23 protein-coding genes are annotated in these 23,196 nt (G+C 41.3%); 8 read left to right on the top strand and 15 right to left on the bottom strand.

Annotation, left to right across the window (positions count from 1 at the left end; translation table 11 throughout):
- The first annotated feature begins 113 nt into the window (after window positions 1-113).
- Window positions 114-1,019: a LysR family transcriptional regulator gene (locus ND16A_RS11590; protein WP_033077131.1), complete on the top strand. Its 906-nt coding sequence runs from the start codon at window positions 114-116 to the stop codon at window positions 1,017-1,019.
- Here ND16A_RS11590 and ND16A_RS21485 read toward each other — a convergent pair.
- From ND16A_RS21485 to ND16A_RS11595, 3 genes are all read right to left on the bottom strand, one after another.
- Complete coding sequence (locus ND16A_RS21485; protein WP_052072992.1) at window positions 1,014-1,559, bottom strand: DMT family transporter; 546 nt, start codon at window positions 1,557-1,559, stop codon at window positions 1,014-1,016. The two genes, ND16A_RS11590 and ND16A_RS21485, sit on opposite strands and share 6 nt — an antisense overlap.
- Before the next feature lie 8 nt (window positions 1,560-1,567).
- Window positions 1,568-1,954, bottom strand: a complete 387-nt coding sequence (locus tag ND16A_RS21480) for a DMT family transporter (RefSeq protein WP_052072991.1) — start codon at window positions 1,952-1,954, stop codon at window positions 1,568-1,570.
- Window positions 1,955-2,204: 250 nt separating this feature from the next.
- Window positions 2,205-2,483 (bottom strand): chlorhexidine efflux transporter, encoded by a 279-nt coding sequence (locus ND16A_RS11595; RefSeq protein WP_033077130.1) that lies wholly within the window; start codon window positions 2,481-2,483, stop codon window positions 2,205-2,207.
- Window positions 2,484-2,568: 85 nt separating this feature from the next.
- On the opposite strand from ND16A_RS11595, the gene ND16A_RS11600 reads away from it, so the two are divergent.
- Window positions 2,569-3,492 carry a LysR family transcriptional regulator gene (locus ND16A_RS11600; protein WP_052072990.1) on the top strand — a complete coding sequence of 308 codons (924 nt, stop codon included), beginning with the start codon at window positions 2,569-2,571 and terminating at the stop codon, window positions 3,490-3,492.
- Window positions 3,493-3,520: 28 nt separating this feature from the next.
- Here the strand turns inward: ND16A_RS11600 and ND16A_RS11605 are convergent, their stop codons facing one another.
- The 4 genes from ND16A_RS11605 to ND16A_RS11620 form a co-directional block, all read right to left on the bottom strand.
- Window positions 3,521-4,939, bottom strand: coding sequence for an alanine/glycine:cation symporter family protein (locus tag ND16A_RS11605; protein ID WP_033077129.1), 1,419 nt, complete (start codon window positions 4,937-4,939; stop codon window positions 3,521-3,523).
- Between the two features lie 274 nt (window positions 4,940-5,213).
- Entirely contained in the window at window positions 5,214-6,053 is an 840-nt protein-coding gene (gene fghA / locus ND16A_RS11610; protein ID WP_033077128.1) for an S-formylglutathione hydrolase, read from the bottom strand.
- A gap of 79 nt (window positions 6,054-6,132) precedes the next feature.
- A complete protein-coding gene (locus ND16A_RS11615; RefSeq protein ID WP_033077127.1) occupies window positions 6,133-7,263 on the bottom strand; it encodes an S-(hydroxymethyl)glutathione dehydrogenase/class III alcohol dehydrogenase in 1,131 nt (376 codons plus the stop codon).
- A gap of 182 nt (window positions 7,264-7,445) precedes the next feature.
- Entirely contained in the window at window positions 7,446-7,772 is a 327-nt protein-coding gene (locus ND16A_RS11620) for a DMT family transporter (RefSeq protein WP_033077126.1), read from the bottom strand.
- Between the two features lie 181 nt (window positions 7,773-7,953).
- On the opposite strand from ND16A_RS11620, the gene ND16A_RS11625 reads away from it, so the two are divergent.
- The 3 genes from ND16A_RS11625 (at window position 7,954) to ND16A_RS11635 (ending at window position 11,880) form a co-directional block, all read left to right on the top strand.
- The gene (locus ND16A_RS11625; protein WP_033077125.1) at window positions 7,954-8,820 is read left to right on the top strand and encodes a LysR substrate-binding domain-containing protein; all 867 of its coding nucleotides are present in this window, start codon (window positions 7,954-7,956) and stop codon (window positions 8,818-8,820) included.
- A 152-nt stretch (window positions 8,821-8,972) separates the two neighbouring features.
- The gene (locus tag ND16A_RS11630; RefSeq protein WP_443080315.1) at window positions 8,973-11,294 is read left to right on the top strand and encodes a DPP IV N-terminal domain-containing protein; all 2,322 of its coding nucleotides are present in this window, start codon (window positions 8,973-8,975) and stop codon (window positions 11,292-11,294) included.
- Window positions 11,295-11,592: 298 nt separating this feature from the next.
- The gene (locus ND16A_RS11635; protein ID WP_033077124.1) at window positions 11,593-11,880 is read left to right on the top strand and encodes a GIY-YIG nuclease family protein; all 288 of its coding nucleotides are present in this window, start codon (window positions 11,593-11,595) and stop codon (window positions 11,878-11,880) included.
- A 574-nt stretch (window positions 11,881-12,454) separates the two neighbouring features.
- On the opposite strand, the gene ND16A_RS11640 is transcribed toward ND16A_RS11635, so the two are convergent.
- The 5 genes from ND16A_RS11640 to dinB form a co-directional block, all read right to left on the bottom strand.
- The gene (locus ND16A_RS11640) at window positions 12,455-14,338 is read right to left on the bottom strand and encodes a M56 family metallopeptidase (protein ID WP_033077123.1); all 1,884 of its coding nucleotides are present in this window, start codon (window positions 14,336-14,338) and stop codon (window positions 12,455-12,457) included.
- A 2-nt stretch (window positions 14,339-14,340) separates the two neighbouring features.
- Window positions 14,341-14,718 carry a BlaI/MecI/CopY family transcriptional regulator gene (locus ND16A_RS11645; RefSeq protein WP_033077122.1) on the bottom strand — a complete coding sequence of 126 codons (378 nt, stop codon included), beginning with the start codon at window positions 14,716-14,718 and terminating at the stop codon, window positions 14,341-14,343.
- Between the two features lie 469 nt (window positions 14,719-15,187).
- A complete protein-coding gene (locus ND16A_RS0119010; RefSeq protein ID WP_327144248.1) occupies window positions 15,188-15,454 on the bottom strand; it encodes a GIY-YIG nuclease family protein in 267 nt (88 codons plus the stop codon).
- Between the two features lie 436 nt (window positions 15,455-15,890).
- Complete coding sequence (locus tag ND16A_RS11650) at window positions 15,891-16,766, bottom strand: MBL fold metallo-hydrolase (protein WP_052072989.1); 876 nt, start codon at window positions 16,764-16,766, stop codon at window positions 15,891-15,893.
- A gap of 74 nt (window positions 16,767-16,840) precedes the next feature.
- Window positions 16,841-17,905: a DNA polymerase IV gene (gene dinB / locus ND16A_RS11655; protein ID WP_443080313.1), complete on the bottom strand. Its 1,065-nt coding sequence runs from the start codon at window positions 17,903-17,905 to the stop codon at window positions 16,841-16,843.
- Between the two features lie 155 nt (window positions 17,906-18,060).
- On the opposite strand from dinB, the gene ND16A_RS11660 reads away from it, so the two are divergent.
- The 3 genes from ND16A_RS11660 to ND16A_RS11670 all read left to right on the top strand — a co-directional run bounded on the left by ND16A_RS11660 (window position 18,061) and on the right by ND16A_RS11670 (window position 19,842).
- Entirely contained in the window at window positions 18,061-18,831 is a 771-nt protein-coding gene (locus ND16A_RS11660; protein ID WP_033077120.1) for a MaoC/PaaZ C-terminal domain-containing protein, read from the top strand.
- A 58-nt stretch (window positions 18,832-18,889) separates the two neighbouring features.
- The gene (locus ND16A_RS11665; RefSeq protein ID WP_033077119.1) at window positions 18,890-19,453 is read left to right on the top strand and encodes a DUF4136 domain-containing protein; all 564 of its coding nucleotides are present in this window, start codon (window positions 18,890-18,892) and stop codon (window positions 19,451-19,453) included.
- A gap of 128 nt (window positions 19,454-19,581) precedes the next feature.
- On the top strand, window positions 19,582-19,842 hold the full coding sequence (locus tag ND16A_RS11670) for a hypothetical protein (protein WP_033077118.1): 261 nt from the start codon (window positions 19,582-19,584) through the stop codon (window positions 19,840-19,842).
- Window positions 19,843-19,890: 48 nt separating this feature from the next.
- Here the strand turns inward: ND16A_RS11670 and nqrM are convergent, their stop codons facing one another.
- The 3 genes from nqrM to ND16A_RS11685 all read right to left on the bottom strand — a co-directional run bounded on the left by nqrM (window position 19,891) and on the right by ND16A_RS11685 (window position 23,053).
- Window positions 19,891-20,112 carry a (Na+)-NQR maturation NqrM gene (nqrM, locus tag ND16A_RS11675; protein WP_033077117.1) on the bottom strand — a complete coding sequence of 74 codons (222 nt, stop codon included), beginning with the start codon at window positions 20,110-20,112 and terminating at the stop codon, window positions 19,891-19,893.
- A gap of 31 nt (window positions 20,113-20,143) precedes the next feature.
- The gene (locus ND16A_RS11680; RefSeq protein WP_033077116.1) at window positions 20,144-21,226 is read right to left on the bottom strand and encodes an FAD:protein FMN transferase; all 1,083 of its coding nucleotides are present in this window, start codon (window positions 21,224-21,226) and stop codon (window positions 20,144-20,146) included.
- 192 nt (window positions 21,227-21,418) lie between these two features.
- The gene (locus ND16A_RS11685) at window positions 21,419-23,053 is read right to left on the bottom strand and encodes an electron transfer flavoprotein-ubiquinone oxidoreductase (protein WP_200880819.1); all 1,635 of its coding nucleotides are present in this window, start codon (window positions 23,051-23,053) and stop codon (window positions 21,419-21,421) included.
- Between the last annotated feature and the right edge of the window lie 143 nt (window positions 23,054-23,196).

Genomic DNA, 23,196 nt, shown 5'->3' with positions numbered 1-23,196 from the left:
TCTGCAAAAATATTGATTGTAATAATCAATCATGATTAAATATTTATCAAATTGATTTTTTATAACAATTAATAAAAAATTTAAATATTTACTCAGTTAAAAACAGGTTCGTTATGAATAATGCCACGATAAAACAATTGCGAGCCTTTGTTACTGTTGTTGCTTCAGGAAATTTCGCTGAAGCGTGTGTGTTATTGCACCTATCGCAACCCGCCTTAAGTATAGCGATAAAAAATTTAGAGCAGAGTATTGGTGGCAAGTTATTGATCCGTTCTACTAAAACCTCTGTGCTAACACCAGAAGGGAAAGAATTTTACCCGACGGCAAAACGGTTACTCAACGACTGGGACACTGCTTTCAATGACTTGAACGATTTATTCTCGTTAAAGCGTGGGAAGTTAGCGGTTGCCGCAATGCCGTCATTTGGCAGTAGTTTATTGCCAGGCTATATCCGGCTGTTTCGCGATAAACATCCGAACATCAATATCAAAGTTCATGATGTAATCGCCGAAGATACGGTTGCTATGGTACGAGCTGGGCGGGTAGAGCTTGCTATCACTTTTGACCCGGGAGATTGTGACGATCTTACCTTCTTTCCTTTGTTTAGCGACAACTTTATCGTCGCACTGCCGCAAAAGCACCCACTATTAACACATAAAAGTGTGTCTTGGCAGGCGATTGCACAATACCCACTGATCGCCTTACAAAAGCCATCCAGCATTCGCGAGCTGATTGAAAAAGCCTTAACCGCAAGTGATATTCGTTTAAATATAGAATTTGAAACCAATCAATTAGCGACGATCGGAAAAATGATTGCGGAGCAGCTAGGCATTAGTATCATGCCATCATTATGCAAGCCGCAATTACAATCACAAGGGGTAGTGTGGCGTCCGCTTGAATCGCCGCTGGTAAGCCGTCGAGTGGGCATTGTCAAAAAAAGGCGAATTCCACTGTCTTCCACGGCTCAGGCGTTAGTTGATATTATTAAAACAAACATTATTGAAGAAGAAATATTATGATGAAGCAACCTGATCGAGCGCTCGCATTTTGGTCACGCGTTTCGTGCCCAACTCAGAATACAGCATTCCGGCAATAATCAAACAGCAACCCAACCAACCTTTTACGCCGATGTGCTCAGCCAAAAAGATAAATGCAGCAACATGGGCAATGATAGGCTCTAGCGCAAAAGTAAGCGCGACTTTATCAGGCTCGAGCAATCTTTGGCTCGCGGTTTGAACATAGTAAGCAAAGGCGCTGGCAAATATGCCAGAATAGAGGATCGCACCAATAACATTCCAATGGCTTAATTGAACGATGAGCGGCTCGTAATGCGCATTCATCTGAGCAGAACTTTCAAAGCAAGCAGCTAATGCGCTGTAACAGGCAACAGCGCCTAGCTGAACGATACTCAATGGAATTGCCGAAAAACGTCGACTATACTTGCCCATCATCGTGATGTGGACGGCATAACAAAGCGCGCTTATGGCAACTAAGATATCTCCTTTATTAATCTCTAACTTATCGCCAACCGTTAAAAAGTACAGGCCAATAGTTGCCACGACCGCACTTATCCAAACTTCTTTACCGACTTTTCTGTTAAAAAACCTAAAACCGGCACTAAAGGCACACACATGCCGGTAATGAAGCCAGCATTGGAAACGCTGGTATAGAGCATGCCTTCGGCTTGCAGCGAAAACCCTAAAAATAACAATATGCCTAAGCCAAAGCCGGTTTTTAGCAGGCTCAACGAACTATTTTCTGCTTTGTCTTTCGTTGATTTGCGACTGATAAAATACATCGGCAATAACACTAATGTGGCGATAGCAAAGCGAAAAGCGTTAAAGGTATTCACCGGCATGACATTGATTGCATCGTCTATCACCACAAAGCCTACCCCCCATATGAAGTTAACCAGTAGCAAAGCAAAAAGGGCTTGAAGGGGGGTATGAATCATAAGTTCAAAAATTCCAAGAGTGCTAAATAGAAGCGTTAATTGCGGCTGGTGATTTTTTTGAAGCGCATAATACCAATCCGTATAATGATCTGGTCATTGAGTCACTCATATAAACAACATATGAGTAACCCTTCGGGAACGTATATAAAGCTTGATAACTTCCTGAAATTTCAAAAAGATATGAATAACTATCTATTTAAAATTTCAGTTGTTCTAAAACTTTCTATATCATTCTCAATTGATCACTTCATTACGCGAACTGGTATAATAACCAATGTGCTCGTGCTTTATCGTAAAGCCAATTAAATACAATTGCGTAGAAACAGCAGAAGACTACAAAGCCAATATCCAATAGCAGCACGGTAATAAAGTCTAATGCTAAGACCCACATAAGCAACGAGATTGCCAACGCAAGGCCTGACATTCCTAAGGCGTTTTTATCGGTAAATAAAACTACGGCTATGGTTAATAGCAATAACGCCACCAGTTCAAACATAAAACTGTGGAATATTCGTTCTTTTACGCTCATTAGGAGATCCTCTTACGGGGTTGAATTGCCGTATAGTATCAGTATAATTAAATGATACAAATTAGTTACCATCAGTTTTAGTGATATGTTAAACATTGAACAACTCAGAATGTTTGTCGAAACCGTTGATACCGGCTCTTTCTCAGCGTGCGCCAGAAAGTTAGGCAAAGTACAATCTGCGGTAAGTCAGGGAATTGCCAATTTAGAAGTCGAACTGGGCACCGAACTGTTCGACAGATCAACAAGAAAGCCAAGCCTGACCAGTGAGGGAGAGCAATTACTTGCTCATGCTAAAGCGGTGATCCAACAGGCGCTGGAGTTAAACTCTGCTGCTGAAGCTTTGGGCCGGCAAGAAGAATCTGGCCTTAGCCTGGCCTTAGATAACGCGCTGTTAATGCCCTCTTTCACCAAGATATTGACGGCTTTTGGCGAAAAATTTCCGGCAACCGCAATTGAAATCATCACGGTAGCAGGTACCGATGTTGCGCAACGAATAAAGAGTGGTCGCGCAGATATTGGCTTAATGTTTTCAGGCGGATCACTGAGAAATGATGTTGATGTTTGTTATATCGGCAGTTTGCCCTTCTATGCCGTTTGTCATAAGGCGCATCCATTAAGCCAGTTAAAGAGAGTTCGCGCTGTCGACTTATTGCCGCACCGCCAAATAGTGCAAAGAGGAGAGTCGGGAGAAGTGTCAGAGCAAAATTCTTTAATGTCGGCAAATGCCTGGTGGGCAAACAGCATCGACACCATCATGTACCTGGTTTCTCAAGGCATAGGTTGGTCATATTTGCCCGCACATTATGTATTAACTAACCTAGAGCAGAAGGCATTCACAATACTACCCGTGGTATTCGATCATAAGGCCTGGAATACGCCGGTAGAAATAGTAACGCCGAAAAATAAGGGTAAAGGTCCGGCGATGACTTGGCTATATACTGAATTAAAAACACTGTTAGATGATAATACCAAGTCCGAAAACTTTTTCGTTAGCGCTGCTAAAAATTAATTTCGGTTAATTAACTGGCTGAACTCCATCAAGGTTTAGGTTTTGACCAGACACCCGGTTCGGTTTCTCCCTGTATTTCGACATCCGCAAGTGAAAAACTGGGTTGGTCATTTATTTTGAGTTTAGCCAGATAATCCTGGGTTAAATTGACGATTGTTGGAGTGAGTAAAACAATTGCGTAAATATTCACCAGGGTCATTAAGCCTAATGCCATGTCAGCTAATCCCCACACCTGTTTTAACGTCGCGTTTGCTCCCCAGAATACCATGATCAAGTAAACGCTGGTGTACAGTACCCGGCCAACGGTGTTGTCTAGTTTGAATAAATGCAGGTTGCTTTCTGCATAGGCATAATTGGCAACCACCGAAGTAAAAGCGAATAAGGTGATGGCCGCGGCAACAAAGTAATTTCCGCCAGTGCCAAAATGAGCAGTCATCGCATTTTGCGTCATCCTAATGCCTTCCATTTCACCGCTGATGCTAATATCAGATAACAAAATGACTACTGCGGTACAGCTACATAACACCATGGTATCTAAAAAAACCCCTAGCATTTGCACATAGCCTTGAGCGACGGGGTGGTTAGGTACTGGTGATGCACCTGCAGCTGCATGAGGAACGCTTCCTGCCCCGGCTTCATTGGAATATAAGCCGCGCTGAATACCGTTTTTAATGGCCGCGCCTAAAGCTCCTGCCCCAGCCTCAGTTAAGCCAAAAGCAGAAGAAAAGATATCCATGAACATTGCCGGTAATAATTCAATATTCATTAGCGTGATAACAAGTGCAGTAACCACAAACGCTAACCCCATAAAGGGCACAATAAGCTCGGCAAACCGAGCGATACTACGCATGCCACCCACGACTATGCTACCCGCGAGTAACACAATGACCGCGCCCGAATACTTAGTCGAAATAGCAAAGGTATTGTTTAAAGCATCGGCAATGGTGTTGGCTTGCATAGCGCTGAAAGTCAGGCCGTAACCGAGAAAAAGACAAAGTGAAAAAAGGATCGCCAGCCAAGGCTTATTGAGTCCAGCACGAATATAATAGGCAGGGCCACCTCGGAACTCTTGATGATTATCTCGTACTTTATATAGTTGCCCAAGCACGCTTTCAGCAAAGCCTGTCGCCATGCCTAGTAAAGCAATAACCCACATCCAGAATACCGCGCCACTGCCACCGAGGGAAATTGCCATAGCAACACCGGCTAAGTTACCCGTCCCAACTCGGGCAGAAAGTCCTGTACACAAGGCTTGAAATGAACTGATCCCCGACTTGTCTGATTGGCTGCTGCCTTTCATCACGGTAAACATATACCTGAATTGAAGTAGTTGTACCAAGCGAAGTTTGAACGAAAACCAACAGCCGGCAAAAAGTAACAAATAAATTAATACCTGGCCTTGGCCCCACAGAACATTGTTGATGGAGCTTACCAACTCATTAATCATTTACTTGCCTTTTTATGATTTCATTTTAAGTAAAGTTATAGCTTTTTAGTACCATGTATTGGCACAACTATTTGTACACAATTCATATTATCTATTCATTTCCTAATTAACAACTATCGTTTAGATAAGTGAATACCTGGGATAACAAAATTGATGCAGACGCCTTTGCTATAATTTGCCTGACAGTTTTCTCTTATAATTGGCTAAAAAGATGCTACCAAGAAGAAATGCCATCGAAACTATCAATGGCATTCATAGCAAGTTGAATAGAGAACTATTTGTTCAGGTGAGTTGCATGAAAGCGCAGGTGCGATTCGATAAAACTGGCAATGAAGTAATAGCTATGATCGTAGCCTTGTTGCAAGTTTAAGGTGATAGGATAGCCACTTTGCTTAGCCGCTGCCGTCAATGTTTCCGGTTTTAATTGCTCAACCAGAAAGTCATCTCCCTGGCCTTGATCAATCAATGCCGGAACGAATTGGCTGGCCTTGCTCATTAACTCGCTGGCATCGTGTTTAAGCCAGGTCGTTTTATCGTCACCCAAATAGGCGCTAAATGCTTTTATTCCCCAGGGACAATTTACCGGATTGGCAATTGGGCTAAATGCCGACATTGAGCGATAACGTTCAGGATTTAACATCGCAATCGTTAATGCCCCATGGCCGCCCATAGAGTGACCTGAAATTGCCCGCTTATTACTTACCGGAAACGTAGCTTCAATCAACTCAGGTAATTCCTTCACCACATAATCATACATTCGATAATGACGATTCCAGGGCGCTTGCGTAGCGTTTACATAAAAGCCAGCCCCCTGGCCTAAGTCATAGCCTTCATCATCGGCGACATCTTCGCCCCTTGGGCTGGTATCTGGGGCGACTATCGCTACGCCTAACTCTGCCGCAATGCGTTGCGCACCCGCTTTTTGCATAAAGTTTTCATCGCTACAGGTTAACCCTGAAAGCCAATACAATACCGGTACCTTAGCACCATTACTGGCTTGTGGCGGCAAGTAAATGGCAAAGCGCATATCGCAATTTAGCGATTGCGAATAATGACGATACTGCTTATGCCAGCCACCAAAACTCTTGTTGGCGGATAAATTTTCTAAACTCATATTAAATTTTCAACCTTAAACTTTAAAAGCTATGGCTGCCCTAATACAACACCGGCAGCCATAGCTTTACTGATGGATATTATTTGTCGAAATGAATCACACTGCGGATGCTTTCGCCTTTATGCATCAATTCAAACGATTCATTTATATCTTCCAGACCCATAGTATGAGTAATAAAGTCACTCAATTTGAATTCACCCTGTAAGTAACGTTCTACGTAATCCGGTAATTCCGTACGACCTTTAACACCACCGAATGCTGAACCACGCCATACACGACCGGTCACTAACTGGAATGGACGGGTTGATATTTCCTGTCCTGCGCCGGCAACACCAATAACCACTGATTCGCCCCAACCTTTGTGACAACATTCTAACGCTGAGCGCATTAAGTTGACGTTACCAACACACTCAAACGAGTAATCAACACCGCCGTCAGTTAATTCAACGATGACATCTTGAATAGGTTTGTCATAATCTTTTGGGTTAATACAATCGGTTGCGCCAAGCTTTTTCGCTAAATCGAACTTACTTTCGTTAATATCGATGGCAATAATACGACCCGCTTTCGCCATGGTTGCACCAATAACGGCGGAAAGACCTATACCGCCAAGACCAAAGATAGCAACGGTTGCGCCCTCTTCCACTTTTGCCGTATTCATTACCGCGCCCATACCGGTGGTAACACCACAACCGAGTAAACAAACTTCTTCTAATGGTGCTTCTTTATTGACTTTCGCCAGAGAAATTTCTGGTAGTACGGTGTATTCAGAGAACGTTGAACACCCCATGTAATGGAAAATTGGCTTACCGTCTTTATAGAAACGTGAGGTACCGTCTGGCATTAAGCCCTTACCTTGAGTTTCTCTGATTTTTTGACACAAATTGGTTTTGCCTGATAAACAGAACTTACATTCACCACATTCCGGCGTGTAAAGTGGGATAACGTGATCGCCAACTTGCACACTGGTAACGCCTTCACCTATTTGCTCAACAATACCACCACCTTCATGACCTAAAATAACCGGGAAAATCCCTTCTGGATCGTCACCCGACAAGGTAAATGCATCGGTATGACATACGCCTGATGCAATCACCTTTACTAACACTTCACCTTTACGAGGTAGCATGACATCGACTTCTTCGATAGATAATGGTTGTTTAGGGCCCCAGGCAATGGCGGCTTTTGATTTAATAAATTGATCTGACATCTTGATTCTCTCTTTTCTGTAAATTTTGGTAATGATTAAACTTAGTATTGGTTAAATTGGATTTCTCTTAAATTGGCTGGATAGATTTAACTATCCTATTGCTACAGTTTTTACATACAAAAATTCATGCTGGTAAAATTATAGCGGGTATCAGTCATCTTATAGATGATTTAAAAAATAAATTAATGGTTGTGGCCCTGCGATAAATTGATCAAGGCAACGCCTATGGCGACAAATGCCATGCCAAACCAAGTGGTTGGCTCTATGTGTTGACGATAGATTAACGTGGATAATATGGTTACTGTCATTACCGCAAGACCTGCCCATAACGCGTGTACTATGCCAACCGGCATGCCCTTCATTGCCTGGCCTAAAAAGATAAAGGCGGCAAGGTGACCTAATAATACTAAAAGGCTGGGCAGTGGTTTGCTAAAGCCATCGGTTTCTTTTAACGCGACATGCGACATAGCTTCTGCGGCTACGCCAAATAGCAAAAATAACCAACTCATATCTGCTTCCTTTTATTTAAATAGTGTCTACTAACTGCTTACCGATTTGAATTTGGTCACTCTAAAACGGCTGGTGTTTGTTTATGGCAGCTATTATATTTATTTCTGTTAAAATGATAATACGGTGATTTTGCAAATCACCTTTACCTATATGTAACAATCAATGATTGGAGTAAGAAAAATGAACTGGGAAGGGATCAGCGAGTTTGTGCAAGTGGCCGAAACAGAAAGCTTTACTCAAGCAGCTAAGCGCTTATCTATTTCAACGGCACAAGTGAGTCGACAAGTGAGTGCGTTAGAGCAGCGATTAAGCGTAAAGCTTTTTTATCGTACCACACGAAAAGTATCGCTTACTCAGGAAGGGCAAGTATTCTATCAACACTGTCGTGCTGTGCTCGATGGTTTGGATGCAGCCGAGCGCGCCATCACCAACTTACAAAGTAAGCCGCAAGGAAAAATTAAGCTCACCGCGCCGGTAACTTATGGCGAACAGCAAATCATGCCGTTGGTAAATAATTTTTTGCAACGTTATGTCGACGTTGAAATTTTAGCTCATTTAACCAATAAACAAGTAGATATCATTGATGAAGGCTTTGATTTGGCCATTAGAATGGGTAAATTATCTGACTCGACGATGATGGCGAAAAAGCTATCCAGCCGAACCAATTTTGTCTGTGCCTCACCGGAGTACATCAACAAACATGGCCTGCCGCATACCTTGTCTGAACTTGAACAACACCGTTGTTTATTAGGCACTCTGGATTATTGGCGCTTTATCGAAAATGGCAAAGAAAGAAATGTCCGGGTACATGGGCCGGTTCACTGTAACAGTGGCCTTGGCCTGGTAGATGCAGCCTTAAAAGGTTTAGGCATAGTGCAGTTACCAGATTATTACGTGCAGCCGTTGATTGAAACCGGCAAGTTAATCACTATACTTGATCACTTTAGAGAGCCAGAACAAATCATTTGGGCGGTGTATCCGCACAACCGAAATTTGTCACCTAAAATTCGATTTTTGGTGGATTATCTGGCCGAACACTTAAACTAAAGAGTAGTATTTGTCAGCGTTAACAACGGTGATTAATATTGCTTTACAATTTAGTCATGTAAAAAAGAGAAAAATCGGAAGTTACCTTCGACACCAGGCACAGCGAAAGGTAGTATACAGGGCAATTAATTAAAGCAAAATTAAATGCCCCCATGTTAAAAACCCTAAAAAAATCTAATTCATTGAAAACACTATCGATATTGTTTTCATCAATGCTATTAACGGTATCGGTTAGCACTGTCGCGCAAGTACCATTTGAAGGTGATGCCATGATCACTCCTACTGAACCTGAAAAAATAGAGCAAGCCGAGGCATTAACGATTGAAAGAATTTTTTCTGCTCCTTCTCTAGATGGACCTACCTCAAAAAATTTAAAATACTCACCCGATGGCACCACAGTAACCTATTTAAAAGCGAAAGAGTCAGACAATGACCGTTTTGATCTTTGGCAATACGATATTGCCAGCAGCACACATTTGCTGCTAGTGGATTCAGACTCCATTTTTGCCGGCAAAGAAGAATTAAGTGATGAAGAAAAAGCTCGTCGTGAACGTCAACGCGTTTATGGCAGTGGCATCATGGAATATGTGTTATCGAGTGATGGCAACAACATCTTGTTCCCAATAAACGGTGACTTGTATTTATACGCCCAAGACAGCAAAACATCGCGTCGTTTAACCGAAGATCAAGCCTACGAAACCGATATAAAATTCTCACCAAAAGGCCGCTATGTTTCGTTTATTAAAGCGCAAAACATTTATATCATCGACTTACAAGAAAATGAACAAAAGCAATTAACCGATGACGGCAAAGGCACCATTAAAAACGGCATGGCCGAATTTGTTGCCCAGGAAGAAATGGATCGGATGACCGGTTATTGGTGGTCACCAAACGAGAAGAACATCGCCTTTTTAAAAGTGGATGAGTCAGGGGTGCAAACCGTTATACGTAATGAAATTTACGCCGAAGAAGTAAAACTGTTTGAACAACGCTACCCTGCTACCGGTACCAATAATGTTGCAGTATCGTTGCATAACATTAAGCTGAGTTCCGGAAAAACGACTGATTTAAACCTGGGCAAAGAAAAAGACATTTATATCGCCCGGGTAAACTGGCTGCCTGATTCCAAAACTATTGCTTACCAATGGCAAGACCGGGCACAACAAACGCTGAAATTGAACTTTCACACCCTAAAAGCTCGTAAAGCAAAAACCATTATTGAAGAAACATCAGATCATTGGGTAAATCTGAATGATGATTTAACCTTTTTGAAAAAATCAAAACAGTTCATCTGGGCTTCTGAACGCGATGGCTATAAACATTTATACCTTTATAACTACCAAGGGGAGCTGATCAGCCAGTTAACCAAAGGTCAGTGGATTGTTGACGAACTGGTGTCAATTGATGAAGATAATGGCTGGTTATATTTTACCGGTCGCGCTGACACCCCGATTGAAAAACATTTATACAAGGTGACTTTAGATGGCAAGTCACCAGAACACGTAAACCGAGTCAGTAAACGCAGCGGCTTTCATAACATTGCTTTTGCCAATGACCACCTCAGTTACCTGGATGATTTTTCCAATATCAATACGCCGGCGCAATTGAGTTTGCATCAGGCAAATGGCAAACGATTGACCTATTTATTGGAAAATAAGCTTGATCACAGCCATCCCGTGGCGCCTTTTCAAGGATCATTAGTCACCCCAACCTTTGGCACGTTAAAAGCCAGTGATGGCACAACAGATTTATATTACAAGCTTTACACTCCGCAAGACTTAAAACCAGGGAAAAAATACCCGGTGATCGTCAGTGTCTACGGAGGCCCGCATGCCCAGCGTGTGACCAATGAATGGACTGGTGCTGACATGACCCAGTACATGGTAAACAATGGTTATGTGGTGTTTCAACTGGATAATCGTGGCTCAAATTATCGAGGCACGGCGTTTGAGTTTGCCATTTACAAAGAATTGGGCAATGTTGAACTTGATGATCAGATTTCCGGAGTAAAATACCTGCAGACATTACCTTATGTTGATAAAGAAAATATCGGTATCTTTGGCCACAGTTATGGTGGCTACATGGCACTAATGGCAATGTTTAAAGCCGGTGATTACTTTAGTGCTGGCGTTAGTGGCGCACCGGTAACCGACTGGATGTTATACGACACCCACTACACCGAGCGTTATTTGAGTCATCCGGCAACCAATGCTGATGGCTATGAGAACAGCTCAGTGTTCCCTTATGCCAAAGATTTTGACAATGACAATGCGTTATACATTTACCATGGTATGGCCGATGACAACGTGTTGTTTACCAATACCACGAAACTGATTAAAACCTTGCAAGATGAAAACAAACGGTTTGAACTGATGACTTACCCGGGCAGTAAGCACAGCATGCGTGGTAAAAAAGTGAAAGTGCATTTGAATTATTCAATCATCGACTTTTTTGATCGAAAATTGAGAAAATAAAAGTACAAGGTACAAGGTACAAGGTACAAGGTACAAGCAGCATTGTTGAGGCCCCAGGTTAGTTTACAATACTCACTTGGGGCTTTTGTATATGAATTCAATTATATCCGGCAGGTCAGTGCCATTCAGAGACGTTTAACCTTCCAATATCAGGGCATACTTAGAAACAATTAACCACGTCATTGCGGCGAAGGCCGCAACCCCCTTTCGGATATAGCGTGCCTATAAACAATCGCTTCCACAAACTAATTTCAACTAAGCTACACTTAAATTTCATTTATTGAAAAGGAATTCAATCATGAAGCACCCCGCAATTTATATCATTTCAAATACGCATAATACGGTATTATACATTGGCGTAACCAGCAATTTAGTTCAACGAATTTATCAACATAAAGAAAAACTTATTGGAGGATTTAGCGCTAAATACAACTTAACAAAACTTGTTTATTTTGAATTATTCAACGACATGGAAAACGCGATTGTAAGAGAAAAGAGATTAAAGCAGTGGCATCGAAAATGGAAAAATAGATTAATTGAAGAGGTTAATCCAAACTGGCGAGATTTATACCCTGATATTATTTGAGCTTATTTTTGCTAGCCACAGCATGCGTAGGGAGGTTGCGGCCTGCGCCGCAATGACGGTGTGTTTTTTCTCATATTGTATAGGTCTCTTAATCGCTCTTTATAATCATTTAGTCCTGAATTAATCCATACTTACTTAGTTCAGGTCATGTTTATAAATGGCATCGTTGCAGAAATTGAAGATAACATGCCAGAAGGATTCAATAATCCTTCGGATAAAGACAAATAATTAACGACTTAAATGAGCGATAAACGGACATTCCAACACGAACGCATTAGAATCACTTTTCTTCGCAAAACGGGCTTTGGATAATATTACAACTAACGACCGCTCACTTACAAAGGAGACACTGCCAGCATTTTTGTCAATCAATGCACGCCTTTGGAGTGTTGACACTACTAATGTGTAAATTTTAGTGATACAGCGATCAGCGAGCTGGTTCTTCTCGATGTTATCACCAATGTAAAAATGAGCCGCTAATGGGTTGCAAGCTGTGGCGAAAAGCTCTTCATCGCTTCAAGCCACAGATAATTTACAAATGCAAGCACTACGATCTCATTCCCCTTTGTTAACCCTACAGGAGTAGAACACCATGCGGGAAATTGAGATCATCTCTTACCTGTGTGACATTTCCGGTGGTGAGATCGATATCATAAAGAATACCCTGATTGGTTTTTCTCTTGGCAGCAAGGCTTTGTCCTTTCTTCTTTTTGCCTTTGTTGGCAGCATGATATTGTTTACCGACCTTTGACATGCCGTTTACCACGGCAAAAAGGTGTCCATTGGCGATAACAATTCCCGCGGTGTTGCCTTCCGGTAATGTGGCAACCTTTGTGATACTTCCTGAATTGTCCGTGAAAGAGTAGATATCTCGACGGTTAGAGACGTAGTATCGACCTTCAGAATAAGCGATAGCGCTAAGGTTATACAATGACTTCAGGTTACGAAACGAAGATACCTCATAAGTCTCCAAGTCCACGGCGACCAGTTCATTATGCACTAGAATTTCCGAGAAATATTCCTTTTCACCGCTCGATGACACATGGTATCCGTTCCTAGGTACAAGATTCCCTTTACCCGACACAATTAACTTATTCCCGACAACAACACCATCCATGTCCTGCCATTGTTGATCTGGTTGGTCGTGAAGGTAGATTGTATTTAAGAAGTTTCCATAAACATCGACAAAATAAATTGCGTCATTTTGATTGTCGAGAAAAGCCAATGCTCCACGGGGAAGCACCACGAAGTCGATTGAATACAACACACCATCAGGAATGGGGATCGTTCGTCGTTTTTCTCCTGTCGGGCCGTAAATGATTACCTCACTGCCTTGATGAACGTACACCTCTCCCGCGTACGATCTTGCATTGCCGCGTCCGCTCACCAACATTTCAGATTTGCCGGAAGAATCCAGTTTCGAGAGCTGTTTAGACTCAAGCACCAGAAGACTTTCAACAGCAACTTGGGACATTGCACTGGTTGATTTGGCGATAACACTGAAGCCAACTAATGTACTCATTCCAAAGCCAACCACGAGTGCTATAAGATATTTAGTTTTCATTACTTTCTCCTTTGCTAATTTTTCTATACGGACAATATTAAAATTTTTGCTGTTCTTTATGCCAACAACGGCTGCACATTCTTCTGCTGCGCCATCACCATTGAGTAAGATTTCCGCCAGATCATATGAATAATTTTGTTTTAATTGATGCCTGCATTTTTCGTCGCAGCTCAACTCTATTTGCTCTCTGGCAATTTTGATAAATCGTCGAGCTAATGGATTCCACCACAATACCGCTTGTATACCGGTCAATAGCCACATCCAAATTGGATCTTTTTGTTGAATATGATTCAGTTCATGGACAAGGATGGTTCTGGTTTTATTGCTTTTTGTGTGGCTTTGGTTGAGCCAGACTACCGGCTTGAAAATTCCTGTTGCCATGCCTGGACCACCATCAGGCAAAAGACGAATAGAAATATTGCTGCATTCAATACCATTTTGCTGCCAGAGGTTTGTCATCTCTTGAGAACTGTTTTTCCATCGTCGAAGCAATAATTGGTAATTAAAAATGTCTTTTGCCAAGAGTAATATTCCAATGATTAATATCAATTCAACTGCGGGTATAGCGGCTAATATTTCATCAAGAGAGTGTGCCGTATTGACAGGGTTGACCATATTGTTCGTTTGTTCAACAAGCAGTTCAGGAATGATGCTTGAGGTATTCGTTTGATAGTCACCAAGCCAGACTGTTGGCACTAATAATTCATTACTATAATGAACCAGAGTATCAGGTACGATTATCAGTGTTGCAGCTAAATGCCAAGGAATAAGCCATGCTACCAGAGCGGCCAACACTACATAAAAACGTAAACGTGCCGGTGCATCTTTTAAAATCAAAAGTATCATTGCAGCAATTGCACTGATCGTTAAGTTAGTCAGTAAATAGTCCGCCATGATTATTCTTCCTTATTATCTTTTCGCTTGGCGAGGAATTTTTCTAAAAACACAATATCCTCATCACTTAATTCATCATCCTTAATCAAGTGGGCGATCAGATGGCTAGCATTACCATGAAAAAAACGTCTGACAAAATCGGGCAATAGTTTTTTGGAGATAGCTTCTTTTTCGATAGCGGCTGAATAAACAATCGAGCGTCCCTCAATACGTTCACGTCTAATAGCCCCTTTTTCTTCAAGACGATCGATAATTGTTTTCACCGTGGTATAAGCAACCTTTTTATCTTCAGCTATCCATTTGTGGATTGCCGGTGCAGAGCAAGCACCCTCATCCCAGAAGCGTTGCATTACGTCTAATTCAAATTCACTTAATTTCATATTAGTTTTCTCATTACCGTTAAACTACATTTGTAGTAGTTAGTTACTACAAATGTAGTTATTGATAGAAGCTTTGTCAACTGCTTTGATGAAATTATCTAGGATTAGTAAAAAATTTTCTGAGGGGCTTTGATATATAGTAAAGCGAATCGTAACAAGAAAAACTATTAGAGAGCTTTGTGGCCCTTTACACTGAGTGGCTGCTTTGGAATTGAAGACAGACATTACTCTTGAATAACACGTAATTTTCTAATGACCGCGTAGGCAGTAAAGTTAGCTCTGATATTGCAAATTTGTACTACCGAGTTTAGCACAATTTGCACGGTTGCGGAATTTAACGTAATGTAATCAAAAGCTCACAGGCTGTTGTGAGCGAACAAGAGACTGATACGGTATAAGAAAAAGTATGCCGTCATCCCACCGTGCTTTTGGGTGGGATCTCCTGACGCAAACTGTGACTAATACAGAGTTAAAGGAGCTCTTGATACAAGTCCTTCCATTGTGGGTTTGCTTTTCGAATCAGTCTTTCCTTCCAACTTCTTTGCCAAATTTTAAGCCTTTTTTCTTTTTGGATTGCACTATTCATATCTTCAAATAATTCAAAATAAACCAATTTAAACAAGTTATATCGCTTACTGAAACCATCAATAAGCTTTTCTTTATGTTGATAAATTCTCTGGATTAAATTGCTGGTAACACCGATATATAAAACGCTATTTGTAGAGTTGGTTATGATGTATATGGCTGGTTTTTCATGATCGAAGTCCTTTTCAATGCTAGAAATTAAAGTCTAGTTGATAGAGGGGGGATTTTCTTTATAGACTCCTTAAACCTGAAGGAGATCCCACCCAAAAGCACGGTGGGATGACGGTGCTACTTTTCTATGAATGCGCGTGCTTCTTTGGCGCTTTTTAACAGGTTTAGTGAATGGCTCTTGCTGGCACAGGCCGACGTATGCCGAGACACCTAAGAAGAGTGGAATACCCATTCTTTTTCACCTCTAGAGCCGTCTTTGTGGCAATAAAGATCAATATATACAAGAATAAACATTACTCAAAATCTAAAATTGTCAGCTCAAGTTTGAGCTACAACATACGCTGCCTGCTTGCACCCTGTAACTTAAATTCACCACAATCTGCCCGTAGTTCGTAGCCCGTAGCCTAACTCTTTTATTATTTTGGGGTTAAATCTTTTATCAAGGTTTTCATCCATTTCTCTTCGCTGATAAATTGCCAGGCCCAGTTTTCATACTTTTCACCTATGCCATCGGCGAGGATCTCGCCACTGCTGTTACCGGCTTTCACTGCCATTTCCACTCTGTTGATGGAATATTCAATCATCTCGATAAAGCCTTGCAAACTTGCCATATTACTGAGCTCGCCATGGCCGGGGATGATGACCACATCTGGTGGGAACTGATTTTTAATTTTTTTGATGTTGGCAAGATAGCCCTTTACCGAGCCCCCACCATTGAGATCGACGTACGGAAACCGCCCTTGAAAATACAAATCGCCCATATGCAATACATTGGCTTTTTTAAAATAGACAATAGAATCGCCATCGGTATGACCGCTTGGAAAGTGTGTTAGCTGAATTTCTTCATCATCCAAATACATGGTTACCCCATGTTCATAGGTGATCACCGGCAGATTGGCACCAACCTTTTTATTATCTGTCGCCACTCTTTTGCGCACATTTGAGTGGGCAAAAATAGGCGCCTGCTTGGCAAAATGAGCATTAGCGCCGGTATGATCGCCATGATAGTGAGTATTCACAATGTACTTTAACGGCACATCTTTAATCTCTTTCATTGCCTGCTCAATTTTACTCGCTAACGGCGCAAATTGATCATCCACTAATACTAAACCATCTGTTGTTGCCAGCACGCCAATATTGCCACCACGACCTTCCAACATGTAGACATTAGCATTGGCTTTTAACACGCGAATTTCAACACTCGATAAATCACTTGCTGCGTGGGCCGTAAACATCACCGAGTTAGTGCAAAAACATACTAACAAAGACATTAAAAACAGTATTTTTTTCATAGTGTTATCTCAAATGCGAGGGAATTTACTTTAATTGTTATTAAATATGGACTGCATTTCTAAAAAAATCAAAATTAAAGCGGAAGGGTTAACTGTGCTTTGTCGATATCATTACTGTCGCTTGGCTTAAAACCTACGGTTAAACCAATTAACCGTACTTTTTTACCATTGCCTCTGATTAACGCTTGTGCCAGCAGAGGTTCAAATAAACTGGTATCCAGACCGTCTTGACTCTGCTCAACCGTGGTTTGAGTAAAATCAGCAAATTTAATTTTTACCCCTTGCCGCACTATGGTTAGGTCTTTTACTTTATCCAGACGGGTTAAAAACTTAGGTAACAATGTTTCAATCACCGCAACACAACTGCTTTTATCGTTTATGTCTTTAGCCAGTGTCGTTTCAATTGCCAAAGACTTTCTTATCCTTGCCGTTTCAACCTCACGATTATCGATACCAAAGGCGCGCTTGTATATGGCAGGGCCAAATTTGCCCATGAGTTTTTCCATGGTATTAACATCACTAGCCCGGACATCAGCGCAAGTATAAAAGCCCCTTGCTTGCAATTTTTCTAAGGTTTTGGGACCAACCCCAGGAATTTTTTTCAACGGCAAGCTTTCGACAAAATCGCTTACCTTGTTGGGGGGTACTACACACTGCCCGTTTGGCTTATTTTCATCGGAAGCAATCTTGGCGATAAATTTATTTGGTGCCACACCGGCGGAGGCGGTTAAATTAAGCTCCTGGTAAATTTCAGCTCTGATTTTTTCTGCAATTAAGGTGGCACTACCGTTACACTCAGTGCAATCAGTAACATCAAGATAGGCTTCATCTAACGACAAAGGTTCAATTTTATCGGTATAGCGGGAAAAAATTTCGCGAATATGGTCTGAGGCTTCTTTATAGGCAGACATCCTGCCCGAGACCAGTTTAAGGTGTGGACACAATTGTAAGGCTCTACCAACCGGCATAGCCGAACGCACCCCGTATTCACGAGCCAGATAATTACAGGTAGCAGTTACACTGCGTGGCCCAGTACCGCCAATGGCAATGGGAATATTCGCCAGTTCCGGATTATCCCGCATTTCCACTGCGGCATAAAAACAATCCATGTCGACATGAATAATTTTTTTCAGTGCCACTTACCCCCCCTGCTCATTGAACTTATGAACCCTTCATTAAATACTGTATATAAACACAGCTTACACAAACTATTTTACAAATTCAATATTTATGATATCAGCAGATCTGCTATGGTAGAGTATTATGAAAATAACGCTTACGGACAACGCTGTAGATGTACCATTATTTAAAGTTGCTCACCAAACGCCAACAGAAAATATTCTTTAATGAATACAGCCTTGAGTTTGACGTAAAAGGCCTGCCTAGCAAAAACATAGAGCGGTTTCGTAAGCTTTACCGAGTATCTGCAGAGCAAGACTTACCCATAAGTTATGCGTTTATTGCCGGTTTCAAACCTATGATGAAAGCGCTCAGCCATAAGCATTTTGCCTTTTCACCACTGGGTTTGATCCACTTAACCGCAGAATTTAAACAGTTTTTTATGATTGATTTTCAACAACATTACAAAGTTGTGATCAACATTAAGCAAAGTCGCAGCCACCCATTAGGCAAGTTGGTACAAATTGAATCAAAGTTTTATCAAGGTGAAAAATGCTGTTTGATCAATAAAAATACCATGTTGAAAAAACTCAAAGCCACAGATAGAGCACCATTAACGAACCAGCATTCGTATACCGCTGACACACCATTTCATGTTGACAGCTTAATTGCCAGAGCTTATGCCAAGGTAAGTTATGACTACAACCCCATTCATATCAGTGAAAGATTGGCAAAACTCTTTGGTATGCCCGGTGCCATTATTCATGGCATGTACTTAGCGCATTTATTATTGATCGAGAAAAAGATAGTTGCAGACAGATTAAAAATTGAGTTTAAAAAACCTTGTCTGTTAGCAACCGATATTGGCATTAGCAACAACTCTGAGCAGTGGCAGATATTTTCAGGGCTCGATCAACTGCATTTAAACTGTAAATTGCTGGAATAGATTTTTAATGACTTAAAGACTATACCTTATCAATAATCACAATGAATTCGGTATTACTATGCATAAGGTCAGGCTAATTAACTTCATCGCTTTTATCATCGGCTCAAGCTTACTATTAACGGCTTGTAAAAGTACCGATACTAATGTCGATTATGACACTGACACCAACTTTTCCACTTTCAGTGATTATCAATTTGTTGCTTCTAATGAAGCACAAGCAGCGCCAATGGAGCAATTAACCAGCGACCGTATTAAAGATGCCGTTATGATGCAATTAACGGCAAAATCACTGAACATGGCGGATACCGATGCCCAGTTGCAGGTGAGTTATTTTACCACTCGGGAAGAGCGTGAAGACACCTCATCTTTCAGTATTGGTATAGGTGGAGTAAATCGTAGCAGCAGCAGCGCTACCGGTATTGGCGTTGGTACCACAATACCGCTTGATTCCGGCATTAATATTTATACCCAAATTACCATTGATATTCATCATCAAGGTAAACTCATTTGGCGTGGTTTTGACGGTTTTGAAGCAGAACAAGGGATAAAGGCTGCCGAAAAACACCAGGAAATAAACAAAGTCGTGGGCACTATTTTGAGCAACTTTCCACCTAAGCAGTAAGTATATATACCAAGTAGATTAAATATCTGCTCATTTTTCAGAAAGGAAAATCATATATCAATTCGATATAACCAAAAAGAATATAAACCATTATAATTATTATTAGGTCCTAATTATGTGGTTTTCAAATGTCAGTGATGGTTAATGAAGTTTTTGCTTTAAAAATAAAAAAACTGCTCATTGGAGTAAGAATTTATTTCTCATCCCTATTTATTGCATCGATAGTGGCATCACTGTGTTGTGCCTACCTTGGTGAAGCAAATCTGATTGTTATCACGATCAGTTTACTCATTGGCAGCTTACATGGCATATATTCAATCATTCGCATTTATCAAACAATCGGATTTGATCGTTATTACCAGCAAGTCGCAAAAATTAATGATGAATGATTCAAAAAAAAGCTTAATACCCGGTATTAAGCTTTTTTTTGAATTAGATTAAATGTTTTTCACATCCAATGAATTTTCTTTTAATGCCGCCTGGCGTTCACGCTCTTTACGCTTTGCACACGGACTGTCGCAGTTACACGCTTTTTCAATACCTACTGAACCTAAGCCACCACAGCTGCCGGCAAGAGTTTTTTGTTGAATGATATAACCCACGGCCATCGCCAAAAACATAACGATAAAGAAACCAAAGGTTAATAAAAATACTGACATTTTTTCTCTCTTTCTACTGTTAATAAAAGCGCTATTGCGCAACTAACTGCTTAAACTGCTCAGTGCTATATTCCGCAAAACCGTCATCCGTTTTACTGATTAAATACACCGCAAAGTTATTTGCTTTGGCAAATTCATAACCTTTTTCAGGTCCCATCACTTCAATGGCCGTTGCTAAACCATCGGCAGTCATTGATGATGGATGTACCACAGTTACCGATACCAACTTGTGGCTTATTGGCCAGCCGGTTTCAGGGTTAATGGTATGAGAATAACGAATACCGTTTTCTTCAAAATAATTTCGGTAATCACCCGATGTTGCCACCGCATTATCGCCGGGTATTATAAGCTTTTGTACCGCTCTTGTACCAGCAATTGGTTTTTCTACCGCAATGCACCATCTTTGACCATTCGTCTTAATTCCTTTAAGGCGCATTTCTCCACCAATATCAACGAGATAGTTATGGTAACCATGTTGCTCTAACAATTCTGCGACCTTATCCACAGCAAAGCCTTTAGCAATTGCTGAAAGATCCACATACACATTTGCATCCGATTTGGATAGTTGTCGGTCGCTTAAATTAATTTTTTTAATGCCTATGTGTTGCTTCGTACTGGCAATCAACTCAGCCGAAGGGACTTTTTCAACGCGCTCTTCCGGACCAAAGCTCCACAGATTCACTAATGGGCCAACGGTGACATCCAATGTGCCCTGCGTTAATTGTGCCAAACGGATCGACTCAGTTAATACCTGGTTTAATTCGACCGAAATTATGCGGGCATCATGTCCCTGGTATTGATTAAATTTTGATAATTCTGAATTTTTATCATAAGTAGACATTTGGGCATTGATCTTGACCAATAAATCGTCCACTTTATTCGCTAACTGTGATTGTTCAAGCTGTTGTTTGTTGGCAATGAGCTTCACCGAATAAACGATAGGCCCCATTGTCCGCCCTGTTAACTGTAATTGTTGCTGTTCGCCAGCGATTATTTCTACATCAGCTTGCGGTGAACAAGCACTTGTTTCTACATCTGCTTGCGGCGAACAAGCAATAACGCTGCCTAGTAAGAGAAAAGTTAACAGAGGTTTAACCGTTATTGAAAATCGCATACAAATTATCGGTGGATAAAAATTGCGCGTATTATAAACGAATCAACCAGGCAAAGCACTCGATATTATCTTACCCAGTTGCTGAACATAAACAAGCCCGGAAATCCGGGCTTGTTTATTACATTGATGAAAACAATCACCCTCTAAAGGCTATCCCTGCCTGTCGGGTATAAGTACAATCCATGTATAAAACTACATGTTCGGGTAGTTTGGTCCGCCAGTACCTTCAGGCGTTACCCAGGTTATGTTTTGGCTTGGATCTTTAATGTCACAGGTTTTACAGTGAATGCAGTTCTGTGAATTGATCACAAATTTATTCTCGCCGTCTTGAGTTTGTTCCACTTCGTATACACCGGCAGGACAGTATCGCTGTGCAGGCTCGGCGTATTTCGGTAAATTCACACTAATTGGAATTTGCATATCGTTCAGTTTCAAGTGACACGGTTGCTCTTCTTCATGGTTGGTATTTGATAAAAATACCGAGCTTAACTTATCGAAGCTTAACACCCCATCCGGTTTCGGATAGCTGATCACCGGACACTCTGAGGCCAGCTTTAATTGCTCATGATCGAGACTGTTGTCAGAGAAGTTGAACGGTAATTTACCACCAAAGATATTTTGATCTAAGGTATTGTAAGCACCACCAAGGAATGTCCCCAGTTTATGCATTACCGCGCCAAAGTTACGGGTATTGTATAGCTCATCATAGAGCCATGAATTTTTGAAGTTATCGGTGAACGCCGTTAAATCGTTACCCCCTTCATCGCCAGCAGCAAGCGCCGCAAAAATAGTTTCAGCGGCTAACATGCCTGATTTCATCGCGGTATGATTGCCTTTGATCTTGGCAAAGTTAATGGTACCGGCGTCACAACCTACCATAACCGCCCCCGGCATAGTCATTTTCGGCAGTGAATTGAATCCACCCTTTGCTAACGCACGAGCACCATAAGATACCCGCTTACCACCTTTTAGGTATTGCGAAAATTTCGGGTGATGTTTTAGTTTTTGAAATTCATCAAACGGGCTTAAGTGCGGATTAGAATAATTTAAATCGATAATTAAACCGACAAATACCTGGTTATTTTCAGCGTGGTATAAGTAACCACCACCCGTTGTATCGCCTTCTAACGGCCAACCCGCGGAGTGAATGACTAAACCTTCCTGGTGCAGCTCAGGGTCAATGTCCCAAATTTCTTTAAAACCAAGACCGTAATGCTGCGGTTGCTTGCCTTGGTCCAGGTTGAACTTGCTAATCAGTTCTTTGCCTAAGTGACCACGACACCCTTCTGCAAATACGGTGTACTTGGCGCGTAACTCCATGCCTGGCATGAACGAGTCTTTTTGATTGCCTTCAGCATCTAAGCCCATATCACCAGTGATGATGCCAGCGACCTTACCGTCTTCATAAATAACGTCTTGCGCCGGGAAACCAGGGAATATTTCAACACCCAAGCTTTCCGCTTGTTCCGCTAACCAGCGACATACGTTGCCCATAGAGACAATATAGTTGCCATCATTGTGCATGGTTTTTGGCACACTAAAGTTAGGCAGTTTAATGCCCTTATCCTTGTTATTTAATAAATAGATATCATCGCCAGTTACTGGCGTATTTAATGGTGCACCTTGTGCTTTCCAGTCAGGGAATAATTCAGTTAATGAACGAGGTTCAAATACAGCACCAGATAAGATATGAGCGCCAACTTCAGAGCCTTTTTCAACAACACAAACCATTAATTCTTGATCTTTTTCTTGTGCCATTTGCATTAATTTACATGCTGTAGATAAACCCGATGGGCCTGCACCCACGATCACAACATCAAATTCCATCGATTCACGTTCCACGCGTATCCCCTTAGATTGATTTTTCGAACAATACTGTTTAAATTTAGATATCTATATATAGCATTTTATAAGCGGCAAACCTATGCAAATCCGGCAATATAATTGTCTTAGATCACATTAAATGTAAC

It is taken from the genome of Thalassotalea sp. ND16A (genome assembly GCF_000764205.1).
In the GTDB taxonomy this organism is placed as follows: Bacteria; Pseudomonadota; Gammaproteobacteria; order Enterobacterales; family Alteromonadaceae; genus Thalassotalea_A.
This window is presented reverse-complemented; position numbering and strand designations above follow the sequence as displayed.

Excerpts from the sequence above, each read along its gene's own strand:
- ND16A_RS11680 (WP_033077116.1), bottom strand. The coding sequence starts at position 21,226 with ATGCGATTTTCAATAACGGTTAAACCTCTGTTAACTTTTCTCTTACTA.
- ND16A_RS11660 (WP_033077120.1), top strand. The coding sequence starts at position 18,061 with ATGTACCATTATTTAAAGTTGCTCACCAAACGCCAACAGAAAATATTC.
- ND16A_RS11595 (WP_033077130.1), bottom strand. The coding sequence starts at position 2,483 with ATGAGCGTAAAAGAACGAATATTCCACAGTTTTATGTTTGAACTGGTG.
- ND16A_RS11605 (WP_033077129.1), bottom strand. The coding sequence starts at position 4,939 with ATGATTAATGAGTTGGTAAGCTCCATCAACAATGTTCTGTGGGGCCAA.
- ND16A_RS21480 (WP_052072991.1), bottom strand. The coding sequence starts at position 1,954 with ATGATTCATACCCCCCTTCAAGCCCTTTTTGCTTTGCTACTGGTTAAC.
- ND16A_RS11640 (WP_033077123.1), bottom strand. The coding sequence starts at position 14,338 with ATGGCGGACTATTTACTGACTAACTTAACGATCAGTGCAATTGCTGCA.
- ND16A_RS11615 (WP_033077127.1), bottom strand. The coding sequence starts at position 7,263 with ATGTCAGATCAATTTATTAAATCAAAAGCCGCCATTGCCTGGGGCCCT.
- ND16A_RS11665 (WP_033077119.1), top strand. The coding sequence starts at position 18,890 with ATGCATAAGGTCAGGCTAATTAACTTCATCGCTTTTATCATCGGCTCA.
- ND16A_RS11670 (WP_033077118.1), top strand. The coding sequence starts at position 19,582 with ATGTCAGTGATGGTTAATGAAGTTTTTGCTTTAAAAATAAAAAAACTG.
- ND16A_RS11650 (WP_052072989.1), bottom strand. The coding sequence starts at position 16,766 with ATGAAAAAAATACTGTTTTTAATGTCTTTGTTAGTATGTTTTTGCACT.
- ND16A_RS11685 (WP_200880819.1), bottom strand. The coding sequence starts at position 23,053 with ATGGAATTTGATGTTGTGATCGTGGGTGCAGGCCCATCGGGTTTATCT.
- ND16A_RS11635 (WP_033077124.1), top strand. The coding sequence starts at position 11,593 with ATGAAGCACCCCGCAATTTATATCATTTCAAATACGCATAATACGGTA.
- ND16A_RS11630 (WP_443080315.1), top strand. The coding sequence starts at position 8,973 with ATGTTAAAAACCCTAAAAAAATCTAATTCATTGAAAACACTATCGATA.
- ND16A_RS11625 (WP_033077125.1), top strand. The coding sequence starts at position 7,954 with ATGAACTGGGAAGGGATCAGCGAGTTTGTGCAAGTGGCCGAAACAGAA.
- fghA (WP_033077128.1), bottom strand. The coding sequence starts at position 6,053 with ATGAGTTTAGAAAATTTATCCGCCAACAAGAGTTTTGGTGGCTGGCAT.
- nqrM (WP_033077117.1), bottom strand. The coding sequence starts at position 20,112 with ATGTCAGTATTTTTATTAACCTTTGGTTTCTTTATCGTTATGTTTTTG.
- ND16A_RS11590 (WP_033077131.1), top strand. The coding sequence starts at position 114 with ATGAATAATGCCACGATAAAACAATTGCGAGCCTTTGTTACTGTTGTT.
- ND16A_RS11600 (WP_052072990.1), top strand. The coding sequence starts at position 2,569 with ATGTTAAACATTGAACAACTCAGAATGTTTGTCGAAACCGTTGATACC.
- ND16A_RS11620 (WP_033077126.1), bottom strand. The coding sequence starts at position 7,772 with ATGAGTTGGTTATTTTTGCTATTTGGCGTAGCCGCAGAAGCTATGTCG.
- ND16A_RS11645 (WP_033077122.1), bottom strand. The coding sequence starts at position 14,718 with ATGAAATTAAGTGAATTTGAATTAGACGTAATGCAACGCTTCTGGGAT.